Genomic DNA, 26,617 nt, shown 5'->3' with positions numbered 1-26,617 from the left:
CCCCTAAGCCACAGCTGTTGTAACTTTTGGTTCAGAGCTTATAAATACACTGCCGTCTTCAATTTTTGCATTAAAAACCGGTAAGTGTATTGCTTCTGCTTCTAAACATTCGCCTGTTTCTAGGCAAAAGTGTTGCTTATATAAAGGCGATGCGACAACTAATTTATTGTCGATTGAGCCAATAATGCCACGCGATAATACATTGGCTTTGCCAATCGGGTCGTAGTTGCTAATGGCAAACACAGCCGTTGGATTTTGTGGAATGTAAAAAATAGCCACTTGCTGATTATTAACTAATGCGCATACGCCGCTATTAGCCACTAGGTTGTCGATTGTTCCAATATTATGCCAAGACATCAGCTTGCTCCTCTTCAACTTCCATTACTGGAATACGGTTTTGTGTATTACGTTGCTCACGTTTTTCGGCTTCTGTAGCAGGGCGAATTTGGTTACGCTCTTGCACAAACAAAATGTTGTCGTCGGTTTCGGGGCTATTAACAAACTGGCGGAATCGTTTGGCAGCATCTGGGCTTTCAATCGCTTTTTTCCACTCACACGCATAGGTTTGCGTAATTAATTCCATTTGCGCTTCTAGTTCGTCGCAAATGCCTAAGCTGTCGTCAATTACGACACTTTTAAGGTAGTCTAAACCGCCTTCAAGATTTTCCATCCATACCGACGTACGTTGTAATTTGTCAGCTGTTTTAATGTAAAACATAATCACGCGGTCAATGTATTTAATCAGTGTTGGCGTGTCTAAATCGGTCGCAAATAAATCAGCATGGCGAGGGCGCATACCGCCATTACCACACACGTATAAGTTCCAGCCGTTTTCGGTAGCTATAATGCCAATATCTTTACTTTGTGCTTCGGCGCATTCGCGGGTACAGCCCGATACCGCCATTTTAAATTTATGCGGTGCACGCAGTCCTTTATAGCGGTTTTCTATTTCTATTGCGTGTCCAACGCTGTCTTGCACACCATAACGACACCACGTACTACCTACACACGATTTAACTGTTCTAAGAGACTTACCATAGGCATGACCTGTCTCAAATCCAGCTTCGATAAGTCGCTCCCAAATAACAGGAAGCTCTTCTAAGCGTGCACCAAATAAATCAATACGCTGACCGCCAGTGACTTTGCAGTACAGGTTAAAGTCTTTTGCTACTTGTCCAATTACAATGAGTTTGTCGGGGGTTATTTCGCCGCCAGCAATACGCGGTACCACAGAGTACGAACCATCTTTTTGCATGTTTGCTAGGTACGTATCGTTAGTGTCTTGTAAGCCAACATGAGCGGGTTCTAAAATAAAGTCGTTCCATGTTGAGGCTAAAATAGAGCCAATGGCAGGTTTACATATTTCACAGCCATGACCGCTGCCGTGTTTAGCTAGTAAGCCATCAAAGCTTTTAATGCTTTCTACTTTTACCATGTGCAGTAGTTCTTGGCGTGAATACGCAAAGTGCTCACATACATGGTTGTTAACTTCAACACCGCGGCTTGCTAATTCGTTATCGACAACTGATTTTAATAACGCGGCACAACCACCACAGCCGCTTGCTGCTTTAGTGCATGATTTCACCGATGCTAAATCGCATGAGCCGCCATCAATCGCACCTACAATGTCGCCTTTACTCACATTGTGACACGAACAAATAGTGGCTGTGTCGGGTAGGGCACTGCCCGATAACGACGGCGCGCCGCCGCTATCTGGTAAAATTAAACACTCAGGGTTTTCTGGTAAGTCCATGTCGTTAAGCATGTACTGTAATAAAGTATCGTAGTCGCTGGTATCGCCAACAAGTACAGCGCCCAGTAATTTGTCGCCTTTTTCACTTAGTATGATTTTTTTATAACAGCCGCGAATAGCGTCTTGGTATATAAGTTCTTTACAGTCTGGCGTTTTTGCATGAGCGTCGCCAATTGAGCCTACTTCTACGCCTAACAGCTTAAGTTTTGTGCTCATATCAGCACCTAAAAACTCAAGCTCGCCGCCACTTAATTGGCTCGCTGCAACGCGCGCCATGTTGTAACCCGGTGCAACTAAACCAAATAGTTTTTTGTCCCACAAAGCACATTCGCCGATGGCTAAAATATCCGGATCTGATGTTTGGCATTGGTTATTAATAATAATACCGCCGCGCTCACCGAGCTCTAAATCAGCAATTTTGCCAAGCTGATCGTACGGGCGAATACCAGCAGAGAACAAAATCAGATCTGTTTCTAAAAATGACTCATCCGAAAAATTTAATCTAAAGCGACTCGTTTCGCCTTTTACTATTTCGCTGGTTGCTTTTGATGTGTGTACTGTTACGCCAAGTTCTTCTATTTTATTTTTTAGTAGCGTACCGCCTTGTCCATCAAGTTGAACAGCCATAAGTTGTGGTGCAAATTCAACTACGTGGGTATCAAGCCCTAGTTGCTTGATGGCATTTGCGGCTTCAAGCCCCAACAAACCTCCGCCAATAACAACACCGCTTTTACTTACAGCGGCACTGGCTTTTATTTGTTCTAAATCTTCTAATGTGCGATACACCAAACAATGGGGTTGGTCGTTACCTTTTATAGGCGGCACAAACGGAAACGAACCTGTAGCGAGTATCAGTTTGTCGTACGGGTATTGCTCACCGGTTAATGTGGTCACTATTTTTGCTGATCTATCAATGCCTTCAACCCACTGGCTGGTATGCACATTAATATTGAGTTGTTTATAGTTGTCGTGAGTTGTAAGTGCTAAATCGGCGGCTGTTTTGCCATCAAATACACTTGATAAGTACACGCGATCGTATGCAAGATTTGCTTCTCCGCAAAGTACAGTAATGTCTGCGTTGGCATCGCTTTGGCGCATTTGCTCAACAAAGTGGTGTCCGACCATACCATTACCAATAATGAGTATTTTTTGCGAGGTTTGCATAGGGCATTCCTTAAAGTGACGGTTTAAATACAATTAACAAAAAAGCCCGCCACAAATACGCAATATGCATAACTGTGTGCGGGCTTCTTTGCCGATGGTTGCTAATAGCTATTGTGCTCACAACCTAAATTTTTGCCGTAAGTAAAACGGGCTTGTTAATAGAATGTTTGCAAAAATACAGCCAATTTTTTAAGTTATTGTTTAAATAGTATTTAATGTATTTATAGAGTGAGAATAAAACCTATTTTGTTATATGTTGGTGCGCGCATGGCACTAAGAGGGTGCAAGTATTGTCATTGTTTTGTGCATTATCAGTCAATAAAACACCCATTATCATTGAGTGTGTATTGAGTTAAATTTACCCCATGAAATACGCACACGAATTACGAGCAAAATGACTAACACAAACTCAATAGATGCTTCACCTTTTCACGAAGGCGAGCTGGCAATACAAGACAAACTCGGTAAACGAGAAATAATGGCAACATTTGGCAAACGTGCCGTGCGCTCATTTATGCCAAAGCAGCATCAAGCCTTTTTTGAGCAGTTACCATTTGTGGTTGCAGGCAGTGTTGATGAAAACGCCGATGTGTGGGTATCTATTGTTTCAGGGCAGCCAGGTTTTTTAAACTCCCCCACACCCACGTCGTTATTAATGACCCACGCGGTTGATAAAAACGATCCCTTACATGGCACGTTAAATATTGTCGGCTCGCCAATTGGTTTATTAGGCATTGAGCTAGGCACGCGTAGGCGTAACCGTTTAAATGTGCGCGTAGGTGAGGCAATTAGTAATAATAAAGTGAGTTTTAATGTTGATCAATCCTTTGGTAATTGCCCGCAGTATATTCAAACGCGCGACTTAACGTTTAATAGAGATCCTTTAGTTAAAAGTAGTGCAGTACAAAAAGTTGAATTTAATACACTTGATAACGCAGCCAGTACGTTAATTGACACCACCGATACGTTTTTTGTTTCAAGCTTTATAACCGCTAAGAACAATCCAAAAATTGAAGGTGTTGATGTTTCTCACCGTGGTGGGTTGCCGGGCTTTGTAAAGCGCGAAGGCAACACATTAACGATTCCTGATTACGCAGGTAACAATTTTTTTAATACCTTGGGTAACTTTTTATTAAACCCAAAAGCAGGTTTGTTATTTCCTGATTTTGACACCGGCAATGTATTAATGCTTACCGGCAGCGTTGAAATTTTATGGGATGGGCACCCAGAACTTGAAGGCTTTATTGGCGCAGACCGAGGCTGGAAATTTACCCTCACTAAAGGAATGTGGCTTAAAAACTTACTCCCGTTTAGTGCTAAATTTGATGCTTATTCCCCTAACACTAAAATGACGGGCACGTGGCTTGAGGCTGATAAAAACAAACAAGCCGAAAAGCTCAAACATACTTGGCAGCCTTTAAAAGTAACTAAAATAATAAAAGAAAGTAATATAATTACCTCCTTTTATTTAGAAGGGCATAACAATACAACCTTGTTACCGTTTAAAGCAGGGCAGCATTTAACTGTGCAAATACCAAGTAAAAGTCGTGGTAATAGCAATAACAGTAATAGCAAACCTGTTATTAGAACCTACACGGTTTCATCGAGTCCTCATGAACTATTTTATCGGTTATCGATTAAAAAAGAGCTCGGTGGCGAGGTGTCTAACTACTTTCATAATAACGTGAAAGTAGGCGACGTTATTTTAGCTAAATACCCACAAGGGCAGTTTTTTATTGACCCAACTAGCGCCAAACCAGCGGTGCTAATTGGTGGCGGAATAGGTATTACACCTATGATCTCAATGGCTAAACACATTGCCAATGAAGGGCTAAGAACCCGCTATACACGCCCTTTGCATATTTTTCACAGTGCTAAAAACACCCAACAGCAAGCGTTTTATAACGAGCTAAAAACACTTGCAGATACGAGTGGCGGCGCAATTGATTACTACTCACTTTTATCTCAACCTGAGCTTGATGAAAAGCAAGACAATGGCTTTAACGTAAAAGATAAGAGCTTTGATTTAAAAGGTCGCATAAATGCGGATGTGTTTAGGTATTATTTACCACTTGATGATTACGAGTTCTTTTTATGCGGACCTAAAGCATTTATGCAACACGTATATAACGAGCTGTTATTGCTAGGTGTGCAGGACAAAAACATATTTGCTGAAGCATTTGGGCCCTCCATTATTAAGCGAAAAGTGCTTAACACAAGCGAAGCGCCTAATAAAAGCAAAGAAATGAGCGTAGAAGAAGCCGACAACACCGTAATTAAATTTAGTAAATCGGGCTTTGAACAGCGGTGGAACAAAGGTGACAATACATTACTAAATGTAGCCGAATCCCATGGTTTAGAGCCTGAATTTAGCTGTCGAAACGGCAGCTGCGGCAGTTGCGCCGTAAAAATAAACGCAGGCGCTGTGGTTTATCGCAATAACGTAAGTTACCCGATAGAGCCGGGGCAGGCGCTTATTTGCTGCGCCGTACCTGCTAAAGGCATCGAGGAGCTTGATTTAGAGCTGTAAAGCTTGAGAAGATTTTGGTTAATAGATAGAAATACCGTGGTCAAAGTTACAAGTTATTAGAAATTCTTTACGACTTGTTTTTTATATGAATTGCTTAACTGTAATTTGCTTGCTGCAATATACCCATTAGGTATTTTAGTTTTCAGCACATTATTAACTGATACATTAGCTTCTTATTTCCATTACATATGAGCTAATTTAGTAAATGTTTTTTTATGTGTTTTTAAAGCTAATTTAGCTTCAGATATTACAATTTTCTTACCTGCTTCACCAGATAAATCTAAAATTTTAGTTGCTTTTATCTTAGGTCTATCAACCGCTGAAACGCCGTAAGCTTCAACTTTTTTATTCATTACAACTACCCTTAATAATAGAGTACATTAACGGAAATTTTTTTGACTATAAATTGTATAGTGAAAAATGTAGTCAACAGTATTGTTCTGTCTAAGCTGCCTGTATGATCTATACCCATGAAGGATCACCATATATAGGATGTTCGGGAATATAAATTTTGAATGTATCTTTAACTATTTGAGCTTTGTATAGTTTTATATCTAAATTATACTGCTTGTTAACATTATCAATTAAAATCTTAATTTCATTAATCTTTTTTTCATCAAATTTAACACCAAGTATTATTGATTCAAGTAAATCTCTACGATATCTATGTACACCAGCACGCCTGTGCATATCTAAGCACCTGATTTCATCTTCATATTTCCAGTCAATACCTTTAACAAGTAAATCGTGAACAAAATCAGTGTCTTTTAGTTCTTTTATTGGTTTATCTTTATGATATTCAACATGAAAAGAACATAATAATTCTTCACTATGATCTGGGTTTTCAGGCATCTCATTTTTAAACTCTGCAACAATTCCTTTGTGATTATTACCATAATGTGCCCACATTAATAAATTACATGCTTTAGACGTTAACGAACATACGCCAATATCATTTTTAATCGAATTTTGCCAAGCCCCTTTAGTAACTGATTGTTTTAAATTTGCAATCATCTTTCCTTTATTCATGATTCTTTTTGATGGCGAGTAGCCTAAGGCATCACCTGCTTTCTTAAACGTTTCTTTATCCTTTAATATTAAAGCTTCTACATTTTCTAATGCATATGATGGCAAACAGTCAAATGGGTCATTAAATTCGTTTGGGTTTGTAAACTTCATGGTGGCATCTTTGATAAGAAACTTTGCCCCATCGCCATATTCCATGTACTTATACTTAAAGTCACCTTCGTAAATTTTACCAACCATTATGTTACCCATCATAAAGCTTAACTATTTATCAGAGGACATTTCTTTAATTTCCACCTGAAAATGTCCCTATATTGTGAAGATGTATTAATAGCAAATAGCGTAACCTATTGCCAATTATAAATATTATCACTGAATCTCAAGTACCACTTAAACGAACACAAAAAAAGAGGCTTAATAGCCTCTTTTAAAACAGTATTAAAAACTTAAAACTAAGCGAGTAAACCCGCTTTTGTTTCAGGCATTGCTATAAAACCATCAAGTTTACGAATGTTGTTTAGCCATCTTAAAATATTTGGGTATTGTTCAAGCGATACGCCGCCCTCTGGTGCGTGTGCTATGTACGAAAAGTTGGCAATGTCGGCAATAGTTGGCTGAGTGCTTACTAAGTACTCGCGATTTTGTAAGTACGCATCCATTGTTTTAAATAATGTGTGGGCAATGTTTATCGCGTTTTGATGATCAAGCTTTGCGCCAAATACAGTGACCAAACGCGCCGAACACGGACCTGAAGCTACAAGCCCTGCAGCAACGCTCAACCAGCGCTGAATGTGTGCTTGAACAGTTACATCTTCAGGGTACCAGGTTCTATTAGCATCAAACTTTTGTGCTAAGTACATTAAAATAGCGTTTGAATCGTTAATAATGTCATCGTTATGTTTAAGTACCGGGACTTGCCCAAAAATATTCATTTTTAGAAAGTCAGCTTGTTTTTGTGCGCCGTTTTGCAGTGCAACATCAACCATATTTACATCAAGATTTAAAAGCGATGTAAATAGCTCTGCACGATGTGAATGACCAGATAAAGTAAAACGGTATAGCGTTAGGTTGCTCATGGGTTGTCCTGTTTTTAATTTTGAATAGTGATTTTTAATAACGCTATTCTTTCACTATTATCAGTTTTGAAAAACCGAGCTAGTAAGGAATAAATGTCAATGCTATATTGACAATCATGGATACTATTATTGGCATTAAAACAATCATAGCGGTTGTTGAAACAGGCTCTTTTACAGCAGCAGGCGACAGACTAGGGCTTTCAAAGGCGCTGGTTAGTAAATACGTGGGCATTGTAGAGCAAGACTTAGGGGTTAGATTATTTAACCGCTCCACGCGCAGAATTTCGATTACCGAAGCGGGGCAAAGTTATTACGCAAGCGTAGTGCCTGTAATTGAAAGCTACAGCGAAATGCTCGATAACTTATCGGGTCAAACAGCGCTTGCTAGCGGCAAACTTAGGGTGAGTGCGCCGGTGTCGTTTGGTGAATCAAACCTTGCGCCATTAATGCCTGAGTTACTGAGCCGCTACCCTGATTTAAGTATTGATTTAGTGCTTTCAGACAAAACAATTGATTTGCTAGAGGAGGGGGTTGATTTAGCAATAAGAATTGGCAGTGTGTCTGACTCTAATTTAATTGCACGGCAAATTACCAGTTACCCTTTAATTTTATGTGCATCAGCCGAATACATTCAGCGTTTTGGCGCACCAATGAGTGTTGATGAGCTTGAGCAACACGCTACGGTGATTGATAGCAACTTTAAAATAGGTCGCCATTGGCCTCTAGTTTCACCAAGTGGTGAGGCATTAACGGCAAGCGTAAACTCGCGTGTTTCGGTTAATAATCCACAAGCTGTAAAAGAGGTGGTTGTAGCGGGTGGCGGTATTGGCTTAATTCCTGAAATAGTGGTGAGAGACGATATTGCATCGGGTAAGCTTGTACAGGTTATGCAAGGTTATAAAACCTTTGAGTTTGGTTTATTTGCTATTTATCCGCATAGAAAGTTTGTGGCACAAAAGGTTACGTCGTTTATTCAGTTTTTATTTGAAAAGTTTGAAGCTAAAAAATAAAGCTTACTTTAAACCTTACTTTAAAACTAAAAGCCAAACCAAGCCAAAAACAAAAAAGCCTAAAATCAGTTAAGTGATTTTAGGCTTTTTAAAGTAGGTCATTAAAATATCATTTAAAACAGTTGCTTACTTTAAAGTGGCGCTTACTTAAAACAACCACTTACTTTAATATAATAACTGGCACATCGTTGTTTTCGAGCATTTTAATGGTATTACTGCCCACAAAAAACTGCCTTAACTTCGAATGCCCAAAAGCCCCCATAACAATCAAATCAATGTTATTTTGCTCTTTGTATTGCATTAACGAGTCAAAAATATTGCCCTCTAAAAAGCTTGCAGACACTTCAAAACCCATACTACTAAGTTTAAATTGAGCGTTAAGAAACTTCTCTTCTAAGTTCTTCTCATTATTATTAATACTCACTAAATGACAATGAAGCCCATGTAATAAACCGCCATCAATAACTTGTTGCAGTGCTTTGTCGGCTGTTTCGCGACCATCGTACGCAATCATAAATGATTTAGGCTGCTTAAACTTTCTAGAAATAAGCAATATTGGTTGCGAGGCGCTACGCACGAGCGTTTCGATGTGTGAACCAAGTGCATTTAAATCAACACGATGATCAACACCATTTCGACCAATAACGATTAAGCGAGTATCATCTTTAAAATCAATAATAGCGTCGATTACATCACCGTGACGTTTAATTAATTCATAGTTTTGAATATGAGCAATTTTTGCTTGTACAGCAACCGAGTCGAGTAATTCATCTGCTAGTTTTAAAGAAACTTTACTACGGTGTTCATCGAGTTTTGTCATTTCTTCAAGCAAAGCAGATTGGGCACCTAAACCAATTGTACCGGTGTAGTTACCTACATTAGTTTGTTGTATTTTTTCAAGCATATGTATAAAGCTAATTGATTTATCTAGCTTTTTTGAAGCCCAAATAGCAGCTTCGGTTACAGCGTGTGTAATGACAGAGCCATCGATACAGGTAATTATTTTTTCCATTACATTCTCCTTAATGACCGCCAAGTAGTTTATCGACTTCTTTAGGGTCGTTATGTACGCCAAACTTATCAACAACTGTTTCGGTTGCGCTATTCATACCAACAATATTAACTGTTGCACCTTCGCGTCTAAATTTAATAACCACCTTATCGAGTGACGATACACCGGTTATATCCCAAAAATGTGCATGGGTTAAATCTATAACAACATTTGTTACCGCACTTTTAAAATCGAACGACGCTATAAACTGCTCAGCTGAGGCAAAAAATACCTGACCTACAACTTCATAAGTTACTAGGTTTTTAGTTTCATCGTGCTTAGTTGTAACAACCATAAAGCGACCAATTTTGTTCGCAAAAAACAACGTAGCTAACAATACGCCAACTAAAACACCAATGGCTAGATTATGCGTGGCAACAACCACAATAACGGTTGAAATCATCACTACGTTTGACGAAAGCGGGTTCTTTTTTAAATCTTTAACGGATGTCCACGAAAACGTACCAATCGATACCATAATCATTACTGCAACTAATGCCGCCATAGGAATTAAACGCAGCCACTCATCTAAAAACACCACCATAATGATTAAAAATAAACCGGCAATAAAGGTTGAAAGTCGTCCACGACCGCCCGATTTAACGTTAATAATTGATTGTCCAATCATGGCGCAACCCGCCATACCACCAAATAAACCTGCGCCAATATTGGCAATACCTTGGCCCTTACATTCTTTATTACGATCGCTCGTTGTATCGGTTAAGTCATCAACAATAGTGGCGGTCATCATCGATTCAAGTAAGCCCACAACCGCAAGACCAATCGAATACGGTAAAACAATTTGCAGCGTTTCGAGTGTTAGCGGTACATCGGGCCATAAAAATATAGGTAGGGTGTCTGGCAGTTCGCCCATGTCGCCAACGGTTCTTATATCAAGACCCAAAAACAGTGCAAGTAAGGTAATAACAACAATACACACTAAAGGGGAGGGAAGGATTTTGCCAATTGTTGGAATATACGGAAATAAGTAAATAATACCCAAACCCGCTGCAGTCATCGCATAAACATGCCAAGTAACATTGGTAAGCTCAGGTAACTGCGCCATAAATATTAAAATCGCTAATGCGTTTACAAACCCCGTAACAACAGAGCGCGATACAAACCGCATTAACTCACCAAGCTTTAAAAAGCCTGCAAATATTTGTAGTACACCGGTGAGTAAGGTAGCAACCAGTAAGTATTCCAGACCATGATCTTTAACCAGCGTCACCATTAACAGCGCCATTGCACCGGTAGCAGCCGATATCATGCCAGGGCGACCGCCTACAAAGGCAATAATAACCGCAATACAAAATGAGGCATATAAACCTACTTTTGGATCAACACCCGCAATAATAGAAAAGGCAATAGCTTCCGGTATTAGGGCAAGCGCCACAACAATACCAGCAAGCACATCACCACGAATATTAGAGAGCCAATCTCTTTTTACGTGATCAAACATGTAAGTAACCTAATTAGTTAGTTTCCCACAGTATAGGGGAGTATTTTATTTAAATAACAATGATTCTCGCGCAGACAGCGATATTTGATTACACATAATGTGTAAATAAATGAAAGGGGGCATTAACTTAGGGCGGCGTAAGTTTCAAAAAGAAAGGCTCCTATAGTTGATTTAATTAGTTTACTTGACTAACAAAACAAAAATAACATAAGGAGAAGCTTTTTTCTAGCGAACAAAAGAATTGGGGATTTTGGTAGTTGAATAAAGCATTATTGCATTTTAGGAACATACAAAGCTGACTGTATGCCAATTTATAGTTTTAATTGTTAATTATATAAATGAAAGTTGGCATGTAAATACTTAATCATTAGGGCTGTTATAATGCTACACTATTTTAAATTCTCTTTTTTCGCACTGTTTTAGTGCATCTTAGCGTTATTCTGGTTCAATTGGGTGCGTTATTTGGGTTATATAAACTCATCTAGATATTCTAATGTTATATTATTGACAAGATGTTACCAGTCGCTATTATACCCCCTCAAAAATTCAAATTACTTTTTATTTTACGTGAAAATAAAACATGTTTGATATAAATAATGGGATTAAATAAGTGAAAACCGAGCAGTTAAGGAAACCTTACGGTTTTACCCTTATTGAATTAATGATAGTAATTGCAATTATTGGTATTTTATACTCAATTGCACTTCCAAGTTATACCAGTTACATTCAGAAAAGCCGAAGAGCTGATGTTCAACAGGTTTTGCTACAGCAAACAGCTGTTTTAGAGAGGCAATACACCCGTGTCGGTGGATATCCAAACACTTTCACTTTCCCTACTTCAGACTATTACTCATATACATATACGACCGATGCAACAAAAGGCACTTCAAATGGCTCAGAATTTACAATAGAAGTTTCACCCAAAGGTACACAAAGCGGTGATGAGTGTGGCAAGTTATCTGTAAATCAAAGTGGTACTAAGTCAGCAGATAAATCGCAATGTTGGTAAAAAAAAGCATTGGTTTTACTTTACTAGAAGTTTTAATCACGATGACCATTATCGGTATTTTAACTGCAGTTGCGGCTCCTTCGTTTATTACTTTTATAAAGCGAGATAGATTAGTTACAAACTCGAATCAACTGCATAGTGTTTTTAAATTTGCGCGTAGTGAAGCCATTAAAAGAGATCAAAGTGTTTCTCTCAAAACGTCGAATAAACAATGGTTAGTAAAAACGGTTATTAATTCGACGCAAATCACGTTAAATATTTTTGAAATTACACATAACAGCATTTCTGTAGATTTAAAGAATATTAGTATCTCAAGTACGGGTGAATTAGGCCAAATGTACCAAATCTTGGTGAGTGATAGCGATAGTTCAACTGTTGACTTTACTTTATGTATTTTACAAAGTGGGCAAAGCTGGCTAGTTGAGGCCCCAGAGACATGCTAATAAATTACAGCAAAGGGTTTTCTCTTTTAGAAGTTATGGTTGCTTTAATTGTTGCGACGGTTGCCTTGTTAGGACTTGCTTCAGGTCAACTAAAATCATTGCAATATATTACTAACAGCTTTAATTATACGGTGTCTATTATTGAAGCTAATAATGTTTTAGAACGCATTTGGCCTCACTTATGTGAGCTTCAACAAACTAACCCTGCTTTGTACAATGATGCCGATTTTATAAATTATTTATCTCCGCAAATAGATGCATACACACTCACCTTACCAGCTAATTTTTCAAATGATTTATCGGTTGAAGTAACCTGGCAAGATAAGCGCTTGATTGACAATTTAGAAAATCGCGTTGTAATTACAGGAAGCTTCCCAACCTTGCCTGCTGGGTGTACACCATGAAACATTTAATAAATAAGCACAGTGGTTTTACTTTAATAGAACTCATGGTTGCACTTACTGCAGGTATGTTTTTATTAGGTGGTGTAAGCCTGGCTTATTCTTCAATTAATAGCAGTACCAGTACAGCAAAAGATTTAGAAAATGCATTAGATGTAATCCGATTTAGCAGTAAAGTATTTACACGAAGTTTAAAACAAACCAATTCAGTCCCTACTTACACAAATAATATTCTAAGTGTTGAGCAAGAGGCGGGTGCATCTGCTTGTACTGGCTTAACTATTAATGTCTCATTTACCGAAAAGTATAGCCATGAAGACGACTCATTATTTTGTGATATAGGTAACGGCAAAGTAAAAATATTAAAAGGTGTTAATACGATTAGCTATGTAATTGATAACAATGTAGTGAGTGTTCTTGTGGAACCTACAAACTTACCAAGCCAATTCAATAACAGCCTAGTGATTGATATATCTTTGTCGCAAATGTTAATGAATAAGGCGTTTCAATAAATGAAAAACACATCAGGTTTTACACTTGTTACTGTACTTATTTTAACATCTATGGCTTCAATTATTGTACTTAGCACTCTTAGAGATAGTGTGATCCAGGAGCGCTTGAGTGGTAATTTTCAGAAAAAGTTGAACGCAAGGTTGATGTCTGAAAAAGGCGTATTTTCAAGTATTGAAACACTCGAAATAGCAATGCTTGCAGACCCGACCATAAATATTAACGATCTAATCGCCCATAATAGTGAAGTTTCTGGTACAGGCTCGCTTGAGTCTAGTATATACAATGCAACCATTGAGATTGACAGTAATGGCGATATTTTAATTTCTAGCGAAGGTACTCGCTTTGAAGGTGAGAACCAAATGCAAGCTATATTCGAATATGTAGCTGGTGGGGGCGGAACGACCAGCAGTGCCTCAGTTTTTTCTAATGGAATTACAGGGTGTTCTGGTGTTGCAATTAGTGGAAGTGGCTTAATTGATAGCTATGATTCGTCTTTAGGGGATTATAACGACACACTAGCTGATGGTAACAAAAATACATCAGAAGAATCTTTTGTTAATACAGTTAACGACTCTGGTGATATTACGCTCAATGGTAGCGGTACAATTGAAGGTAATGTTCTATCCTCTAGTAATTTATCAATTATTCAAGGCGCTGATATTACAGGCAATATTCATAGTAATGGAAATTTAATACTCTCTGGTGGCGTGGTCGTTGGAGGGGATGCATCGGCATATCTAAGTTTCACACAAAGTAGTGGTACTGTTTCAGGTAGTATTTCAGCAAACCAATCTATATCAGTAAAGCAAACTCCAGTTGGTGGTGATATTAGTTCATCAGGTCCAATTTCTATTACAGGTAATGCAGTCCAAGGAACAATTCGTTCATATGATTTAGTCGCTCTTAATCAAACAACAATACGGCACGGCGTTTATACCTCCGGGAATTATGAGCAAACAGGGGGAAGTGTATACGGTGGAGTGCGTGTTCAAGGTAATGTGACGCTTAAACAGTGGGGCAGTACTATTGATAGTAAAGACCTTAGATACGCAGGTAATGGCTCTTTTAAGGGCGACACACCAGAGTATGCTTTTTCACCTTATAAAGTATCAAGTCCAGACATATCAATACCAACTATTGAGCCAGTTGAAAAAATAACCCCAGAAAGCGAAAATAATAGAGGGTTAACTGCGTGTGATCCACTTGATATTGCAACAGCAATTGATAGCGTGTCAGTTAATACGACAAGCCCTGACCTTTTTATAAATAACAATAGCAGAGCTGGTGACTTACTCGAGTTAGAAACTAACACGGCTAACTTTTTAGTAGACTTTGGAAGCACTCCAGATGGTACCATCACTGCTAAAGCTGCAACTTTCCTTGATTCAGCAGCTCAAATATTTTATTTTGATGATGTAACAATTAAAGGCCGAATGCAGGTAAAAAGTAATCATAATGCAGTTATGTTTGTAGATGGCGATTTTACAATGAATGGCGCAAGTTCGCTAACAATCCCTGATAACAGCAGCTTAACTATCATAATTAAAGGAAAGCTTAAGATAGGAAATGGGGCACAAGTTTACGCACCTGACAATGGGATTACAAATGAAGGCAGGCCCGTTTTTAGTATTTATAGTTCTTACAGTGGAAATGATACTGGAATAGAGTTTTCAGGTGGTACACGAGAGCTTTATGCTGTTATATACGCACCACTTTCACAAGTTAAAGTTACTTCAGCAGTTGGTTTTAAAGGGTCTATTTTAGGAGATACTGTTATTGTAAGCGGCGCCGGTGGTATTCACTTTGACACGGCGTTAAATGAAGCCAGTTTTGGTGGTTCTTCATCTGGTGGTAATGGATCTGCAAGCAAGTTAGTTTTCAAAGGATGGCGCTTTACCCCCGTTGAAAAAAGCAATGAATAACAAAGCTATTAGGTCGTTATTCAAAGCTCAATTCTATAAGGGAATCTATCAGGATTATTAAATTAATTACTTTGCTCAAGATTTGCTTATTTAAAACTCAAACGTAAAACCAAACTCTCTTAATTTTTCGTACACGTTTATGTCAAAACGATAAAGCGTTGCGGCTCTGTGAGCTACGTTGGTTTGTTTTTCTTTGCAGTTTATTAATAAGTTCATTTTTTGAAACTTACGTCTAAAGTTAGGTTTATCGAGTGATTTATTTAAAATCGACTCGTAAATTCCTTGTAGCTCAAGCAGGGTAAATTTTTCTGGGAGTAAGCTAAAACCAATAGGCTCGTGCCTTACTTTATAGCGTAAGTAATCAAGGCCGCTTTTTAAAATATCGGCATGGTCAAACATTAAAGCGGGTACACTATTTACATCAAACCATTCACACTCTAAAGCATTATCGCCACTCACAAGGTTGGTTTCTTCAAAGCGAACGAGCGAATAATAAACAATAGTAATAATACGTCTAGCAGGGTAGCGGTCTACGTTACCAAAAGCACCTAACTGATCTAAGTACAGGTTTTCAACACCGGTCGTACTTTTAACAACACGTAAAGCTGCAAGGTCTAAGTTTTCATCTTTACGAACCCAATGACCAATTAAACCCCACTGGCTTGTTGCAAGGCCGCGGTTATATTTAACCAGCAACACCTTTAACTTACCTTCATGAATAGCAAATACAATATTATCTACGGTTAGATTACTAATGCAGTCATCAGGAATCGATTCTTCGTCGATGTTGTTAGAAATGTTTGATGTTTTATAGTGCATAAATTACTCAGCCAAAGCTATACGTAGATATTGTTATAAAGACTATTAAGGGTATATAAAAGGTGGGTAAAGCGCAAATAAAAAGCTTTTATAATTCTTATTTAAAACAATCACATCTATTTAATTACTCACTTTATAAACTGTACCTGTTTTTACGCGTTCACGCCGATATTCGACTTTGGTTTGGTATTGGTTTTTTATTGAACGGATAATACCTTTGTATGTTAGTAAATTTAACGGCTAATTAGCATCGTGTATTAAATACATTACCAGCAAATTAAAAATGTAACATAAATGTTTACACGCGCTAAAAATGCATATAGTATTTTTGACTATATCGATTTGCATTGAAAATTGAGCACACATGAACAACACAAAACACACACTCACAATTAAAGAAAAAATAGGGTACGGCCTTGGTGATACAGCCAGTAATATTGTATTTCAAATGGTCGCTAACTTTATGTTGATATTTTATACCGATGTTTACGGTTTATCTGCAGCCGCTGCGGGTACCTTATTATTAGCGGTTCGTTTATTTGATGGTATTACCGACCCTATAATGGGCAGCATTGCTGATAGAACGCGCAGCCGTTGGGGCTCTTACCGCCCATATATATTATTTTTAGCCGTGCCTTACGGTGTGTTTGCTTGCTTAGCATTCATAACTCCAGATTTTGATTCTACGGGCAAGCTTATATATGCCTACTTTACTTACGGGCTATTAATGACGTGTTATACCGCTATTAATATACCTTATGGCGCACTTGGCGCAGTAATGACAAACGACCCTAAAGAGCGAGCATCGCTTCAGTCATACCGCTTTGCAATGGCAATGGCTGCACTACTTGTAATTGTATGGGCACTGCCTAAGCTGGTTGCTTTTTTTGGTGACGGAGATGATGTAGTAGGTTACCCGCTAGCCATGGTGTTTTTAGGCGGACTTGCTGCGGCTTGTTTTTTACTGTGTTTTAAAATGACCAAAGAAACCAAACAAGTTAAACCCGCGCAAAGTAAAAAGAATGCCTTTCTTGAGTTTTTAAGCTTATTTAAAAACGATCAATGGGTTGTTATAGCCGTTATAAGCCTAGCAACATTAATATTAATTGGCGTTAGAGCCTCAGTAGCACCGCATTATATTAAGTACTACGTAGGAGAAGCCTCACTTACTTCTAACTTTTTAACACTCTCAGCAATTGGCTCAGTACTAGGCGCTGTGTCTACCAACTTTTTAACCAAATTTATTGAAAAGAAAACACTATTTATAGTCGCTTTAGTGGTCGTAATTATTTCTCACAGCATGTTTTACGTACTTGAGAGCGACGCCATAGTCACCATTTTTATCGTCTACTTTATTGCTAACTTTGCCCACATGATAATTACCCCAATTATGTTTTCGATGGTGGCAGATACGGTTGACTACGGCGCATTAAAAATTGGTCGCCGATTAACCGCTGTTACGTTTTCGGGTCATTTATTAGCAATAAAACTAGGCTTTGCAATTGGCGGTGCTATTGCAGGGTGGATATTATCTGGCTATGCATACGTGCCTAATCAAGAGCAATCAGAACACACGTTATCAGGCATTTTACTCGCCTTTGCTGGCATTCCAGTAATTTGTACCGTGGCATGTTTAATTTTTATAACACGCTACAAACTTACCGAGCCTGAAGTAAAGCGCATTCAAACGCAGCTGGCTGATAACAAAACCATAAACTAATTTAGCAGTCCATTTTGCACCTTTTAAAAGTGCAAAGTGGGCAGGCAATACTAGGAGTAAAAATGCAAAATACAGCGCAAGCAGCACCCCCATCTAATGGATTAAGTGACGCTGAACTTAAACAGTTAAAAGACTTACAACGAGCCAACTCGTTAATACAAAATCATAATGTATTAGTTGATCACATGTATACCGCCGATCCGTCTGCGCATGTGTTTAACGGCAAAGTGTATATTTATCCATCGCACGACATTGAATCAAAAAATGAAATTAATGATAACGGCGACCACTTTGCAATGCGCGACTACCATGTGTTTTCCCTTGACGAAAGCTCAGGCAAAGCCATAGACCATGGCGTAGCACTTTGTGTAGACGACGTAAAATGGGCAAGCAAGCAAATGTGGGCACCCGATGCAGCGCATAAACTTGGTCAGTATTACCTTTATTTTCCGGCGCGCGATCAGCAAGGTATTTTTAGAATTGGCGTTGCAAAAAGTGACAGCCCAACAGGTCCATTTAAAGCAGAAGATGATTACATTCAAGGGACGTTTAGTATTGACCCTGCTGTATTTGAAGATGACGACTCAAGCCATTATTTATATTTTGGCGGTTTGTGGGGCGGCCAATTACAAAATTGGCAAACTAGCGAATTTAATGAACAAAGCACGTATCCAAAAAATGGTGAACCTGCAATCCCTGCGCGCGTAGCAAAACTATCGGAAGATATGATAAGCCTAAGCGAAGACGTAAAAGAGGTTGTTGTATTAGATGAGAGCGGCTCGCCAATTACAGTGTGCGATAATAACCGCCGCTTTTTTGAAGGCCCTTGGGTACACAAACACAACGGTGTTTATTACTTTTCGTACTCAACGGGCGATACACATAAAATTGTATACGCAACGGGCGATAACCCATACGGACCATTTACCTATCAGGGCGTTATTTTAAACCCAGTACTTGGTTGGACCACGCATCACTCAATAGTTAAGCACAATGATGGTTGGTTTTTATTTTATCACGACAGTACGTTGTCGGGCGGGCAAACCCATTTACGCAGTATGAAAATGGCTAAGCTTGAGCACGACTCAAACGGAAAAATTCAAACAATAAGCCCATATGAACACGCTTAATATAAATAGTTACAAACAATGCAAATTATCTGCGTAAGCACCGCTTAAGCTTTTATTTGCACAAAAAAGATATAGTCAATATGACCATTAATTTATTTTATTAATGGTCTAAATAAGAGGAAGCTGAGGACATATGACGAAATGAAAATATTTTAAAGCAAAAAATTAGCACAAAGAATTAGCATAAACGTGCTGTTATTTAAAGGTTTTTAGTTAAGTAGCGCATGTTTAAAACTGGTTGTGGTCTTTGTAAAACGTTTAAAACATACACACACAATAATTATTTATTGACCGTAAAATGAAACAAATAGTTTACAATTATGTTTCGAGTAATTCTTAAAGTCTTGCAGTACGTCAATAATAATTAAATAAGAAAAAGGCATCATGATGTTTAAGAAAAAGATAATTTCAACAGCCATACTCGCTGCAATGGGTACCGTTACGCTTCCTCACCAAAGCTACGCTGCCGAAACCATTGTTGACGAAGATGTAGAAATAATACAAGTAACCGGCATTAGAGGTTCATTGCAGCGCTCTATGGATGTTAAACGCGATTCTTCTGGTATTGTCGATGCTATTTCGGCTGAGGATATGGGGAAATTTCCTGATACCAATCTTGCTGAATCGCTACAACGTATTACCGGCGTATCAATAGATAGAGCGGGCGGTGAAGGTAGCCGCGTAACAGTACGTGGATTTGGACCTGCTAATAACTTAATTACTATTAATGGCCGTCAACTTCCTAATACAACAGGTGACCGTACATTTGATTTTGCAAATGTCGCATCTGAAAGCGTATCGGGCGTGCAAGTTTATAAAACATCAGACGCAAGTGTTACCTCAGGTGGCATTGGTGCAACTATAAACTTAACAACCAACAGACCTTTAAATAGCCCAGGTATAAAAGCATCGTTTGGCGTAAAAGCTGTAGACGATCAATCAACCGACGAGGGCAGCATTACACCAGAGGTAAGCGGTTTATATTCGCAAACATTTGGGGATGACAAGTTTGGTATATCTATTTCAGGTAGCTACCAAGACCGTGAAAGCGGTATGCAACAGTTTATTCAAGACCAAGGCTACAGAGCATCTGATTACACAAATACAGGGTGGGGCGGTGTACCAGCAGGCGCAGAAGGCGGAGCAAACAGACCTACATCAGGCATTTACTCAAACCCGCAACAACCACGTTATGTGTTTGAAGAACGTCAACGTGAACGTGTAAATGGTCAGTTGGTATTTCAATATCAACCTGTTGAAAATATTACAGCAACCCTTGATTACACGGGCTTTAAAACAACCGTTGAAGAGCAGCACACTGATGCCTCAGTTTGGTTTAACTATGCTGGCGACAGAAGTGAATCTGTTTGGGCGGGCGAGCCTAACGCGTACCCACTTATTTACTCAGAAATTTATGACATTCAAAGTGATGCCGATTACCGCGATACGTCGCTTACGGTAGGTTCTTGGGGTCGCGAAGAAAAAACAGATTCATTAGGCTTTAATCTAGAATGGGCGGTATCGGATCAACTTAACCTAGAGTTTGATCACCACAGTTCAAAAGCCTCAATGAAAGCAACTGATCCACGCCACGGTACACGTAACAATATTCAGTTACCGTCGTACACACGTTCACGTACCGGGCTTGATCTAACCGGCGACTTACCCGGTATTGCTATTGGTAACATTGAAAATTTTACCCCAGAAACCATGCGTTTATCGGGTAGCTGGTTTGCAAACGACAAATACGATTCAGAAATCGATCAAACGCAAATTTCAGGTAAGTACTTTTTTGACGACAGTTTAAGTATTGATTTTGGTGTTGCAGTTAATAAAGTAAACAACCATTATCGTCATACACAAGTGCAGCGCCCAGATTGGGGTGGGGTTGGTGTTGAGGGCGACTTTGCTGATATCGATTGGCGCCAAGATACTATTTTAGATAAGTTTCAAGCTAAAGCGGGTAACTTTGAAGGCACTGCAACACAAGGCGAATACGATTTATTTAATACAATCTTTTTTGCCGATTTTGATGCGATTGTAAATGCAGCAGAGTACGCAGACCCTATTGCCAACGTAGATAACCTTTATGGTGATTGTAAAGCAGCCGACGGCGCAGCGGCAGGACCAAACGGCGAAGGACAATTTTGTGCTTCAACCGACTGGGATGCAGCAACAAACCGCTTTACTGAAGAAAAAACGCAGTCTGCTTTTGCACAAGTAAACTACAAAGGCGAATTGAGCGGCATGTTCTTCGACCTGCAAATTGGCTTACGCTACGAAAAAACAGACGTATTTTCTAAAGCAACCGCACCAGGTTACAGCCGCGTAGAGTGGAACGAAGATACAGCCACATCAGTAACCGGTGTTACCGGTATTGAAACGCTAAGCCAATCGGCAGATTACAGCCAGTTCCTGCCAAATATTAACTTTAATATTGAAGTTGTTGAAGATGTAATGATCCGTGCAGCAGCGAGTAAAACTATTTCAAGAGCGGGCTACGGTCAGCTGCAAGGCGGTACAACTATTAATACCGGTGGTAGTTTAAGTGGTTATTCGGGTGGCTCTGGTAATCCAGGTCTTAAACCGCTTGAATCAATTAACTACGATTTATCAAGTGAATGGTATTACGACGAAGGAAGTTATATTTCGTTTGGTTACTTTAAAAAAGACGTAACAAATTGGATCACTACAGGCACTATCGACTCAAATATATTTAACTTATATGACCCATTAAATGGTGAAAAATTTAGAGCTGCATCAAGTGCACTAGGTGGTAATGCATCTAACGAAGACATCAGAAATTACATTTTTGAAAACTTTGCTGATGATCCAAATGTGCAGCCTAATTTTGATGAAGATGGTGAATTAGACGGTGGCACAATTGTTGGTGACCCAGACTCAGATGATCCAATTAACTTTAGAATAAACGTGCCTGTAAATGGCGACCAAGAATACACTATTGATGGCTTTGAATTTAATATTCAGCATTTATTTGGTGAGTCAGGTTTTGGCGGTATTTTTAACTACACTATGGTTGACTCAGGCCTTGAATACGACAACGACTCACTAGAGGATACAGAAGCACTAGTAGGGTTAAGTGACACGGCAAACGTGGTGTTCTTTTACGATAAAGAAGGCTTACAAGCGCGTATTGCGTATAACTGGCGCGACTCGTTTTTAAATGAGCGTCGTGTAAATGGCGATTTAACCGCACCAATTTACACTGATGAGTATTACCAAATAGACTTTAACGTAAGTTACGAAGTACCGGCAGTAGAGGGACTTACCGTATTTATTGAAGGTATAAACATTACTGACGAGTACGTAACATCGTACGGGCGTAAGCAAGAGCTGATTTATAACATCACTCAAACTGGCTCTCGTTACGGTTTAGGTGTTCGTTATAATTTTTAATAAATTACCCTTGTAGCAACCTTATAAAAGCCGCATTTTGCGGCTTTTTATTTGCCTAAATTAACCTAGTAATAATAATACCCAGCTGTTATAGTCAATATGAATTTAACTTATTAGTTACATTTAATGTGTAGCAATAGGTAAAGGCACACAACAACAATTGGAGCACACAATCCATGGCCAATCATGCATTATTAAATAATGTTGAGCATCAGCATTTAAAAATAAACCCTGCACGCAGCACACACTTAGGTGACGGGGTTTGGTACAGCGATACATTTGTGAGCGAATTTAGAGTCGCTCAAGCACATTATCCAATATTTTTTACCAAGGACGATACAACAAATACATTTTCGCCGGTGTGTTTGTACGGCATAAATAAAGACGAAAACTTATTTTTAGTAAACCAGCAATGGCAAGCACACTACATTCCGTTAAGTATGCAGCGACTGCCTTTTGCTATTGCTACTCAAAATACAATGCAAAACGGTGTAGCAACGCAAGAGCACATGCTTAGCATTGATTTAGACTCACCAAAAGTATCAACAAAGCAGGGTATTAACTTATTTTTAGAACATGGTGGAAATAGCGATTACCTCGAAAACGTAATAAATGTGCTCGACAACCTGCATCATGGTTTACAACAAAACCAGCCCTTTATTAAAACCTTAATTAAACATGGTTTACTTGAGTCGGTATCCCTAGAGCTTGATTTAGTAAACGGGCTTAAACATAACTTACTCGGTTTTTACACCATAAACGAAGACACGCTTAACCAACTAAGTAGCGATGCAATTGCGCAGCTGCACTCACAAGGGGATTTAGCGTGTATATACATGGTCATTGCCTCGCAAGTACATGTACGTGATTTAGTCGCGCTTAAAAACGAGCAACTTATGCTACAAAAGCACGTTGTGTAAGTGCTTAACTATGGAAAATTTAGAAAATAAAATTCAAACGCTTAATGGCTTAACTCCCAGCACGTTGCCCAAGGAGCTTTTGAACTCGTCTGTGCCTATTGTACTAAAAGGGTTTGTAAGCGATTGGCCCCTCGTTATTGCCGCTAAAAAATCTGATGCAGCTGCAATTGATTATTTAACACCGTTTTACGAAGGTTTTTTAGTTAACACTTGCACAATACCTGCCAGTCAAAGCGGGGTTGTAGGGTATAACCCCGATATGAGCGGTTTTAACTTTACTAATCAACAAGCGGCATTTATTAGTGCGCTTGAGCAAATAACGCAAAGTGCAAATAACCCACAAGCCGACACTTTATACATTGGCTCTACTAGCATTGCACAGTGCTTACCTGGTTTGGTTAATCACTGCCAAGTTAACGCATTAAACGAAGGCTGTTTATTTAATGTATGGGCAGGCGGAAAAGTTACCGTACCAGCACATTACGACGTAGCGCAAAATTTAGCATGTTGCGTTGCAGGTAAAAGGCGTTTTACTTTATTTGCCCCCGATCAAATAGACAATTTATATATAGGTCCGCTTGATAAAGCACCCGGTGGTCAGCCAATAAGCTTAACCACTACAACTGCACCTAACTTTGAGCAGTTTCCTAAGTTCGAGCAGGCAATAAAAGCGGCAATTACCGTTGATCTTGAAGCCGGCGATGCCCTTATATTGCCCAGCATGTGGTGGCACCAAGTAGAGGGGCTTGGCAGCTTAAATATACTGTTTAATTATTGGTTTAAAAATACGCCTGCGGTTTATGGTCAGCCTACTAATGCGTTGCACCTTGCTATTTTAAACATACGTAATTTACCAAAGCATGAGCGCGCAGCATGGCAACGTTTGTTTAATTGCTACGTATTTTCCGATAACGAATTTACTCACATCCCAGAGCCTGCACAGTCTATTTTAGCAAAGCCAATGGATGAGCTTGCAGCGCGTAAATTAAGAGCCGAATTACAAAATAAATTAAGACGCTAAGCGTACTTGTAAGGTTTGAAATATGAATCAAAATGCAATTAAAAAAATAGTAATAGCAGGTGGCGGCACCGCTGGTTGGATGTGCAGCGCTGCAATGGCAAAGCTGCTAGGTAAAAATATTGAAGTGTGCTTAGTTGAGTCTGATTTAATACCTACCGTAGGGGTCGGGGAGTCTACTATCCCTACGCTGCATATATTTCATGATTTACTAAAAATCAGCGAATCAGAATTTATGGCAGCCACTAACGCCACGTTTAAATTAGGCATATCGTTTGAGGGTTGGAAACAAAACCAGCAAAGCTACTTTCACTCATTTGGTTATGTTGGGCAAGGCTGTTGGGCTGCAGGTTTTCAGCACTTTTGGCTAAAAGGTATGCAACAAGGTGTTGCAGCCGATATTGGCGACTATTGCACAGAGCACGTAGCAAGTCGCTTGGGTAAATTTGCCGTAGTGCCGAATCAAGACCGTAACCATGCTTATCAGTTAGATGCCGGTTTGTACGCTAAATTTTTACGAAATTTTGCAGAGCAAAACGGCGCTAAACGTATAGAAGGCATGGTAAGCAAAGTTAATTTAGAGCCCACCAATGGCTTTATAAAATCGCTTACTTTAGGTGACGGGCAAATTATTGAGGGCGATTTATTTATAGATTGCACCGGCTTTAAAGGTTTATTAATAGAGCAAGCGCTACACACCGGATACGAAGATTGGAGCCATTGGCTCCCGTGCGACAGTGCCGTTGCAGTGCAAACAGAATTAGTAAGCCCAATTGTGCCATACACACGTGCAATGGCACATAAATGTGGTTGGCAGTGGCAAATACCGCTGCAAAGCCGCCGTGGTAATGGTTTTGTGTTTTGCAGTAAATACATGAGCGATGATGAGGCCAAAACAGCGCTCCTCAATAACGTAAAAGGCAAACCTATTAATGAGCCGCGCGTTATTAAATACCGCACCGGTACACGGCGTAAACATTGGAACAAAAACTGTGTTGCTATTGGCTTGGCAAGTGGTTTTATTGAGCCGCTTGAATCAACCAGTATTCATTTAATTCAGCAAAGCATTATAAGATTAATGCAAAACATGCCAACCAAAGCAATCGAGTCGTGCTATCAAGATGACTTTAATAACAAAATGCGCTTTGAAGCCGAAAACATTCGCGACTTTATTGTGCTGCATTACCATGTGACGCAGCGCACCGACAGCGACTTTTGGCGCTACTGTAAAAACATGCCAATACCAGAGTCACTCGCCAAGCGCATTGAGCTATTTAAGCAAAGCGGGCATGTATATAAAGCAGAGCAAGAGCTATTTGGCGAAGCATCGTGGTTACAAGTGATGTTAGGGCAAGGGCTAATGCCGCAAAATTATCACCCCATTGTAGACAGCATGAGCGATGATGAGCTTAAACGATTTTTAGAATCAATAAAAAATCATGTGGCTAAAAAAGCAAATAGCTTACCGAGTCACATTGATTTTATTAATCATTATTGCAAGGCTAAGTAAGTATTATGCTAACACTTGGCAATAACTTACAGCCGCAATATGAGTTTATAGGGCAAGAGCAAACGCCAATTATTATAATTGACGACTACCTAAGTGTGCCGCAAAAACTTATAAACCTAGCGCAAAGTGCTGCTCAAAGTAATGGGGAGTTTAAACCCGACGAACTCACTCAATACCCAGGTTTACGCATGCCGCTGCCAAAGCAATGTGTGGTTGATTACCTAAAGCCGCTTATACAGGGGTTTTATAACGTATTTAATATTGGGCAAACACTCACCCCATGCCCAAAAGATAATACCTTATCGTTAATTACTAAAACGGAGCGGCAGCTATCACCAATACAAACCTTGCCACACTTTGATACCAACGATCCAAACTTAATTGCCATTATTCATTACCTTGGAGAGGGAGCGCACGGCGGCACTGGATTTTTTAGACATAAAAAAACAGGGTTTGAAACAATAAGCTCAAAGCGCAAAAACACGTATTTAACATATGCTCAGAAATACCTTGAATTAGATAATGCAAAGCCTAGTTATTGCACCACACAGCACAGTGAATTTGAGTGCTACAAGCACATAGAATATAAGCCAAATAGACTTATTGTGTTTCCTGGATATTTGCTGCACACCAGTTTACTTAACACCTCTACCGATATTTCGTCGTGTCCACAAACAGGGCGGCTAACGGCTAATATGTTTGTTCATTTTAAATAGGATTACT

At 39.2% G+C, this 26,617-nt stretch carries 22 protein-coding genes; 14 read left to right on the top strand and 8 right to left on the bottom strand.

Translation table 11 applies throughout. The features are described 5' to 3' along the window. Positions 1–3: 3 nt before the first annotated feature. Both nirD and nirB read right to left on the bottom strand, forming a co-directional pair. The gene (gene nirD / locus I6E72_RS05405) at positions 4–357 is read right to left on the bottom strand and encodes a nitrite reductase small subunit NirD (protein ID WP_002959861.1); all 354 of its coding nucleotides are present in this window, start codon (positions 355–357) and stop codon (positions 4–6) included. Then, positions 344–2,917, bottom strand: a complete 2,574-nt coding sequence (nirB, locus tag I6E72_RS05400; protein WP_197111366.1) for a nitrite reductase large subunit NirB — start codon at positions 2,915–2,917, stop codon at positions 344–346. The genes nirD and nirB overlap by 14 nt, the downstream gene beginning before the upstream one ends. A gap of 394 nt (positions 2,918–3,311) precedes the next feature. Here nirB and I6E72_RS05395 point away from each other — a divergent pair, with 394 nt between their 5' ends. Further along, on the top strand, positions 3,312–5,447 hold the full coding sequence (locus I6E72_RS05395) for a 2Fe-2S iron-sulfur cluster-binding protein (protein WP_197111364.1): 2,136 nt from the start codon (positions 3,312–3,314) through the stop codon (positions 5,445–5,447). Positions 5,448–5,629: 182 nt separating this feature from the next. Here I6E72_RS05395 and I6E72_RS05390 read toward each other — a convergent pair whose 3' ends face one another. From I6E72_RS05390 to I6E72_RS05380, 3 genes are all read right to left on the bottom strand, one after another. After that, a complete protein-coding gene (locus tag I6E72_RS05390) occupies positions 5,630–5,800 on the bottom strand; it encodes an acetyltransferase (protein WP_197111362.1) in 171 nt (56 codons plus the stop codon). Positions 5,801–5,909: 109 nt separating this feature from the next. Beyond that, a complete protein-coding gene (locus I6E72_RS05385; protein ID WP_197111360.1) occupies positions 5,910–6,713 on the bottom strand; it encodes a DUF2971 domain-containing protein in 804 nt (267 codons plus the stop codon). Positions 6,714–6,925: 212 nt separating this feature from the next. Continuing rightward, positions 6,926–7,549 (bottom strand): glutathione S-transferase, encoded by a 624-nt coding sequence (locus tag I6E72_RS05380; protein ID WP_197111358.1) that lies wholly within the window; start codon positions 7,547–7,549, stop codon positions 6,926–6,928. 116 nt (positions 7,550–7,665) lie between these two features. Between I6E72_RS05380 and I6E72_RS05375 the strand changes: the two genes are divergently transcribed. Further along, a complete protein-coding gene (locus I6E72_RS05375; RefSeq protein ID WP_197111356.1) occupies positions 7,666–8,559 on the top strand; it encodes a LysR family transcriptional regulator in 894 nt (297 codons plus the stop codon). A 160-nt stretch (positions 8,560–8,719) separates the two neighbouring features. Here I6E72_RS05375 and I6E72_RS05370 read toward each other — a convergent pair whose 3' ends face one another. Together I6E72_RS05370 and I6E72_RS05365 are read right to left on the bottom strand one after the other, a co-directional pair. Next, entirely contained in the window at positions 8,720–9,571 is an 852-nt protein-coding gene (locus I6E72_RS05370; RefSeq protein WP_024607376.1) for a universal stress protein, read from the bottom strand. A 10-nt stretch (positions 9,572–9,581) separates the two neighbouring features. After that, positions 9,582–11,072 (bottom strand): SulP family inorganic anion transporter, encoded by a 1,491-nt coding sequence (locus tag I6E72_RS05365; RefSeq protein ID WP_165734880.1) that lies wholly within the window; start codon positions 11,070–11,072, stop codon positions 9,582–9,584. 610 nt (positions 11,073–11,682) lie between these two features. On the opposite strand from I6E72_RS05365, the gene I6E72_RS05360 reads away from it, so the two are divergent. Genes I6E72_RS05360 through I6E72_RS05340 form a run of 5 tightly spaced genes read left to right on the top strand, consistent with a single transcriptional unit; the run spans position 11,683 to position 15,360 of the window. Beyond that, positions 11,683–12,081 carry a type IV pilin protein gene (locus I6E72_RS05360; protein WP_197111354.1) on the top strand — a complete coding sequence of 133 codons (399 nt, stop codon included), beginning with the start codon at positions 11,683–11,685 and terminating at the stop codon, positions 12,079–12,081. Next, the gene (locus I6E72_RS05355) at positions 12,072–12,524 is read left to right on the top strand and encodes a GspH/FimT family pseudopilin (protein ID WP_197111352.1); all 453 of its coding nucleotides are present in this window, start codon (positions 12,072–12,074) and stop codon (positions 12,522–12,524) included. Before I6E72_RS05360 ends, I6E72_RS05355 begins: the two co-directional genes overlap by 10 nt. Then, entirely contained in the window at positions 12,518–12,928 is a 411-nt protein-coding gene (locus I6E72_RS05350; protein WP_197111350.1) for a type IV pilus modification PilV family protein, read from the top strand. The genes I6E72_RS05355 and I6E72_RS05350 overlap by 7 nt, the downstream gene beginning before the upstream one ends. Next, positions 12,925–13,437, top strand: a complete 513-nt coding sequence (locus tag I6E72_RS05345; protein WP_197111349.1) for a PilW family protein — start codon at positions 12,925–12,927, stop codon at positions 13,435–13,437. The genes I6E72_RS05350 and I6E72_RS05345 overlap by 4 nt, the downstream gene beginning before the upstream one ends. Then, a complete protein-coding gene (locus tag I6E72_RS05340) occupies positions 13,438–15,360 on the top strand; it encodes a DUF7305 domain-containing protein (protein WP_197111347.1) in 1,923 nt (640 codons plus the stop codon). Positions 15,361–15,450: 90 nt separating this feature from the next. Here the strand turns inward: I6E72_RS05340 and I6E72_RS05335 are convergent, their stop codons facing one another. Then, positions 15,451–16,179, bottom strand: coding sequence for an NUDIX hydrolase (locus I6E72_RS05335; RefSeq protein ID WP_007585186.1), 729 nt, complete (start codon positions 16,177–16,179; stop codon positions 15,451–15,453). Between the two features lie 364 nt (positions 16,180–16,543). Between I6E72_RS05335 and I6E72_RS05330 the strand changes: the two genes are divergently transcribed. The 7 genes from I6E72_RS05330 to I6E72_RS05300 all read left to right on the top strand — a co-directional run bounded on the left by I6E72_RS05330 (position 16,544) and on the right by I6E72_RS05300 (position 26,610). Further along, complete coding sequence (locus I6E72_RS05330) at positions 16,544–17,899, top strand: MFS transporter (protein ID WP_007585185.1); 1,356 nt, start codon at positions 16,544–16,546, stop codon at positions 17,897–17,899. Positions 17,900–17,961: 62 nt separating this feature from the next. Beyond that, the gene (locus tag I6E72_RS05325; protein ID WP_007585184.1) at positions 17,962–19,029 is read left to right on the top strand and encodes a glycoside hydrolase family 43 protein; all 1,068 of its coding nucleotides are present in this window, start codon (positions 17,962–17,964) and stop codon (positions 19,027–19,029) included. 387 nt (positions 19,030–19,416) lie between these two features. Then, positions 19,417–22,446, top strand: coding sequence for a TonB-dependent receptor (locus tag I6E72_RS05320; RefSeq protein ID WP_197111345.1), 3,030 nt, complete (start codon positions 19,417–19,419; stop codon positions 22,444–22,446). A 176-nt stretch (positions 22,447–22,622) separates the two neighbouring features. Further along, entirely contained in the window at positions 22,623–23,366 is a 744-nt protein-coding gene (locus I6E72_RS05315; protein ID WP_197111343.1) for a SapC family protein, read from the top strand. Positions 23,367–23,376: 10 nt separating this feature from the next. Then, on the top strand, positions 23,377–24,387 hold the full coding sequence (locus tag I6E72_RS05310) for a cupin-like domain-containing protein (RefSeq protein WP_197111341.1): 1,011 nt from the start codon (positions 23,377–23,379) through the stop codon (positions 24,385–24,387). A 22-nt stretch (positions 24,388–24,409) separates the two neighbouring features. Then, on the top strand, positions 24,410–25,894 hold the full coding sequence (locus I6E72_RS05305) for a tryptophan halogenase family protein (RefSeq protein ID WP_197111339.1): 1,485 nt from the start codon (positions 24,410–24,412) through the stop codon (positions 25,892–25,894). A gap of 5 nt (positions 25,895–25,899) precedes the next feature. Beyond that, positions 25,900–26,610: a DUF6445 family protein gene (locus I6E72_RS05300; RefSeq protein WP_197111337.1), complete on the top strand. Its 711-nt coding sequence runs from the start codon at positions 25,900–25,902 to the stop codon at positions 26,608–26,610. Positions 26,611–26,617: the final 7 nt, after the last annotated feature.

This window comes from Pseudoalteromonas sp. NSLLW24, assembly GCF_015864725.1.
Classification (GTDB): domain Bacteria; phylum Pseudomonadota; class Gammaproteobacteria; order Enterobacterales; family Alteromonadaceae; genus Pseudoalteromonas; species Pseudoalteromonas arctica.
Note: the sequence above shows the minus strand (reverse complement) of the source record. Positions and strands in the feature narration are given on the sequence as shown.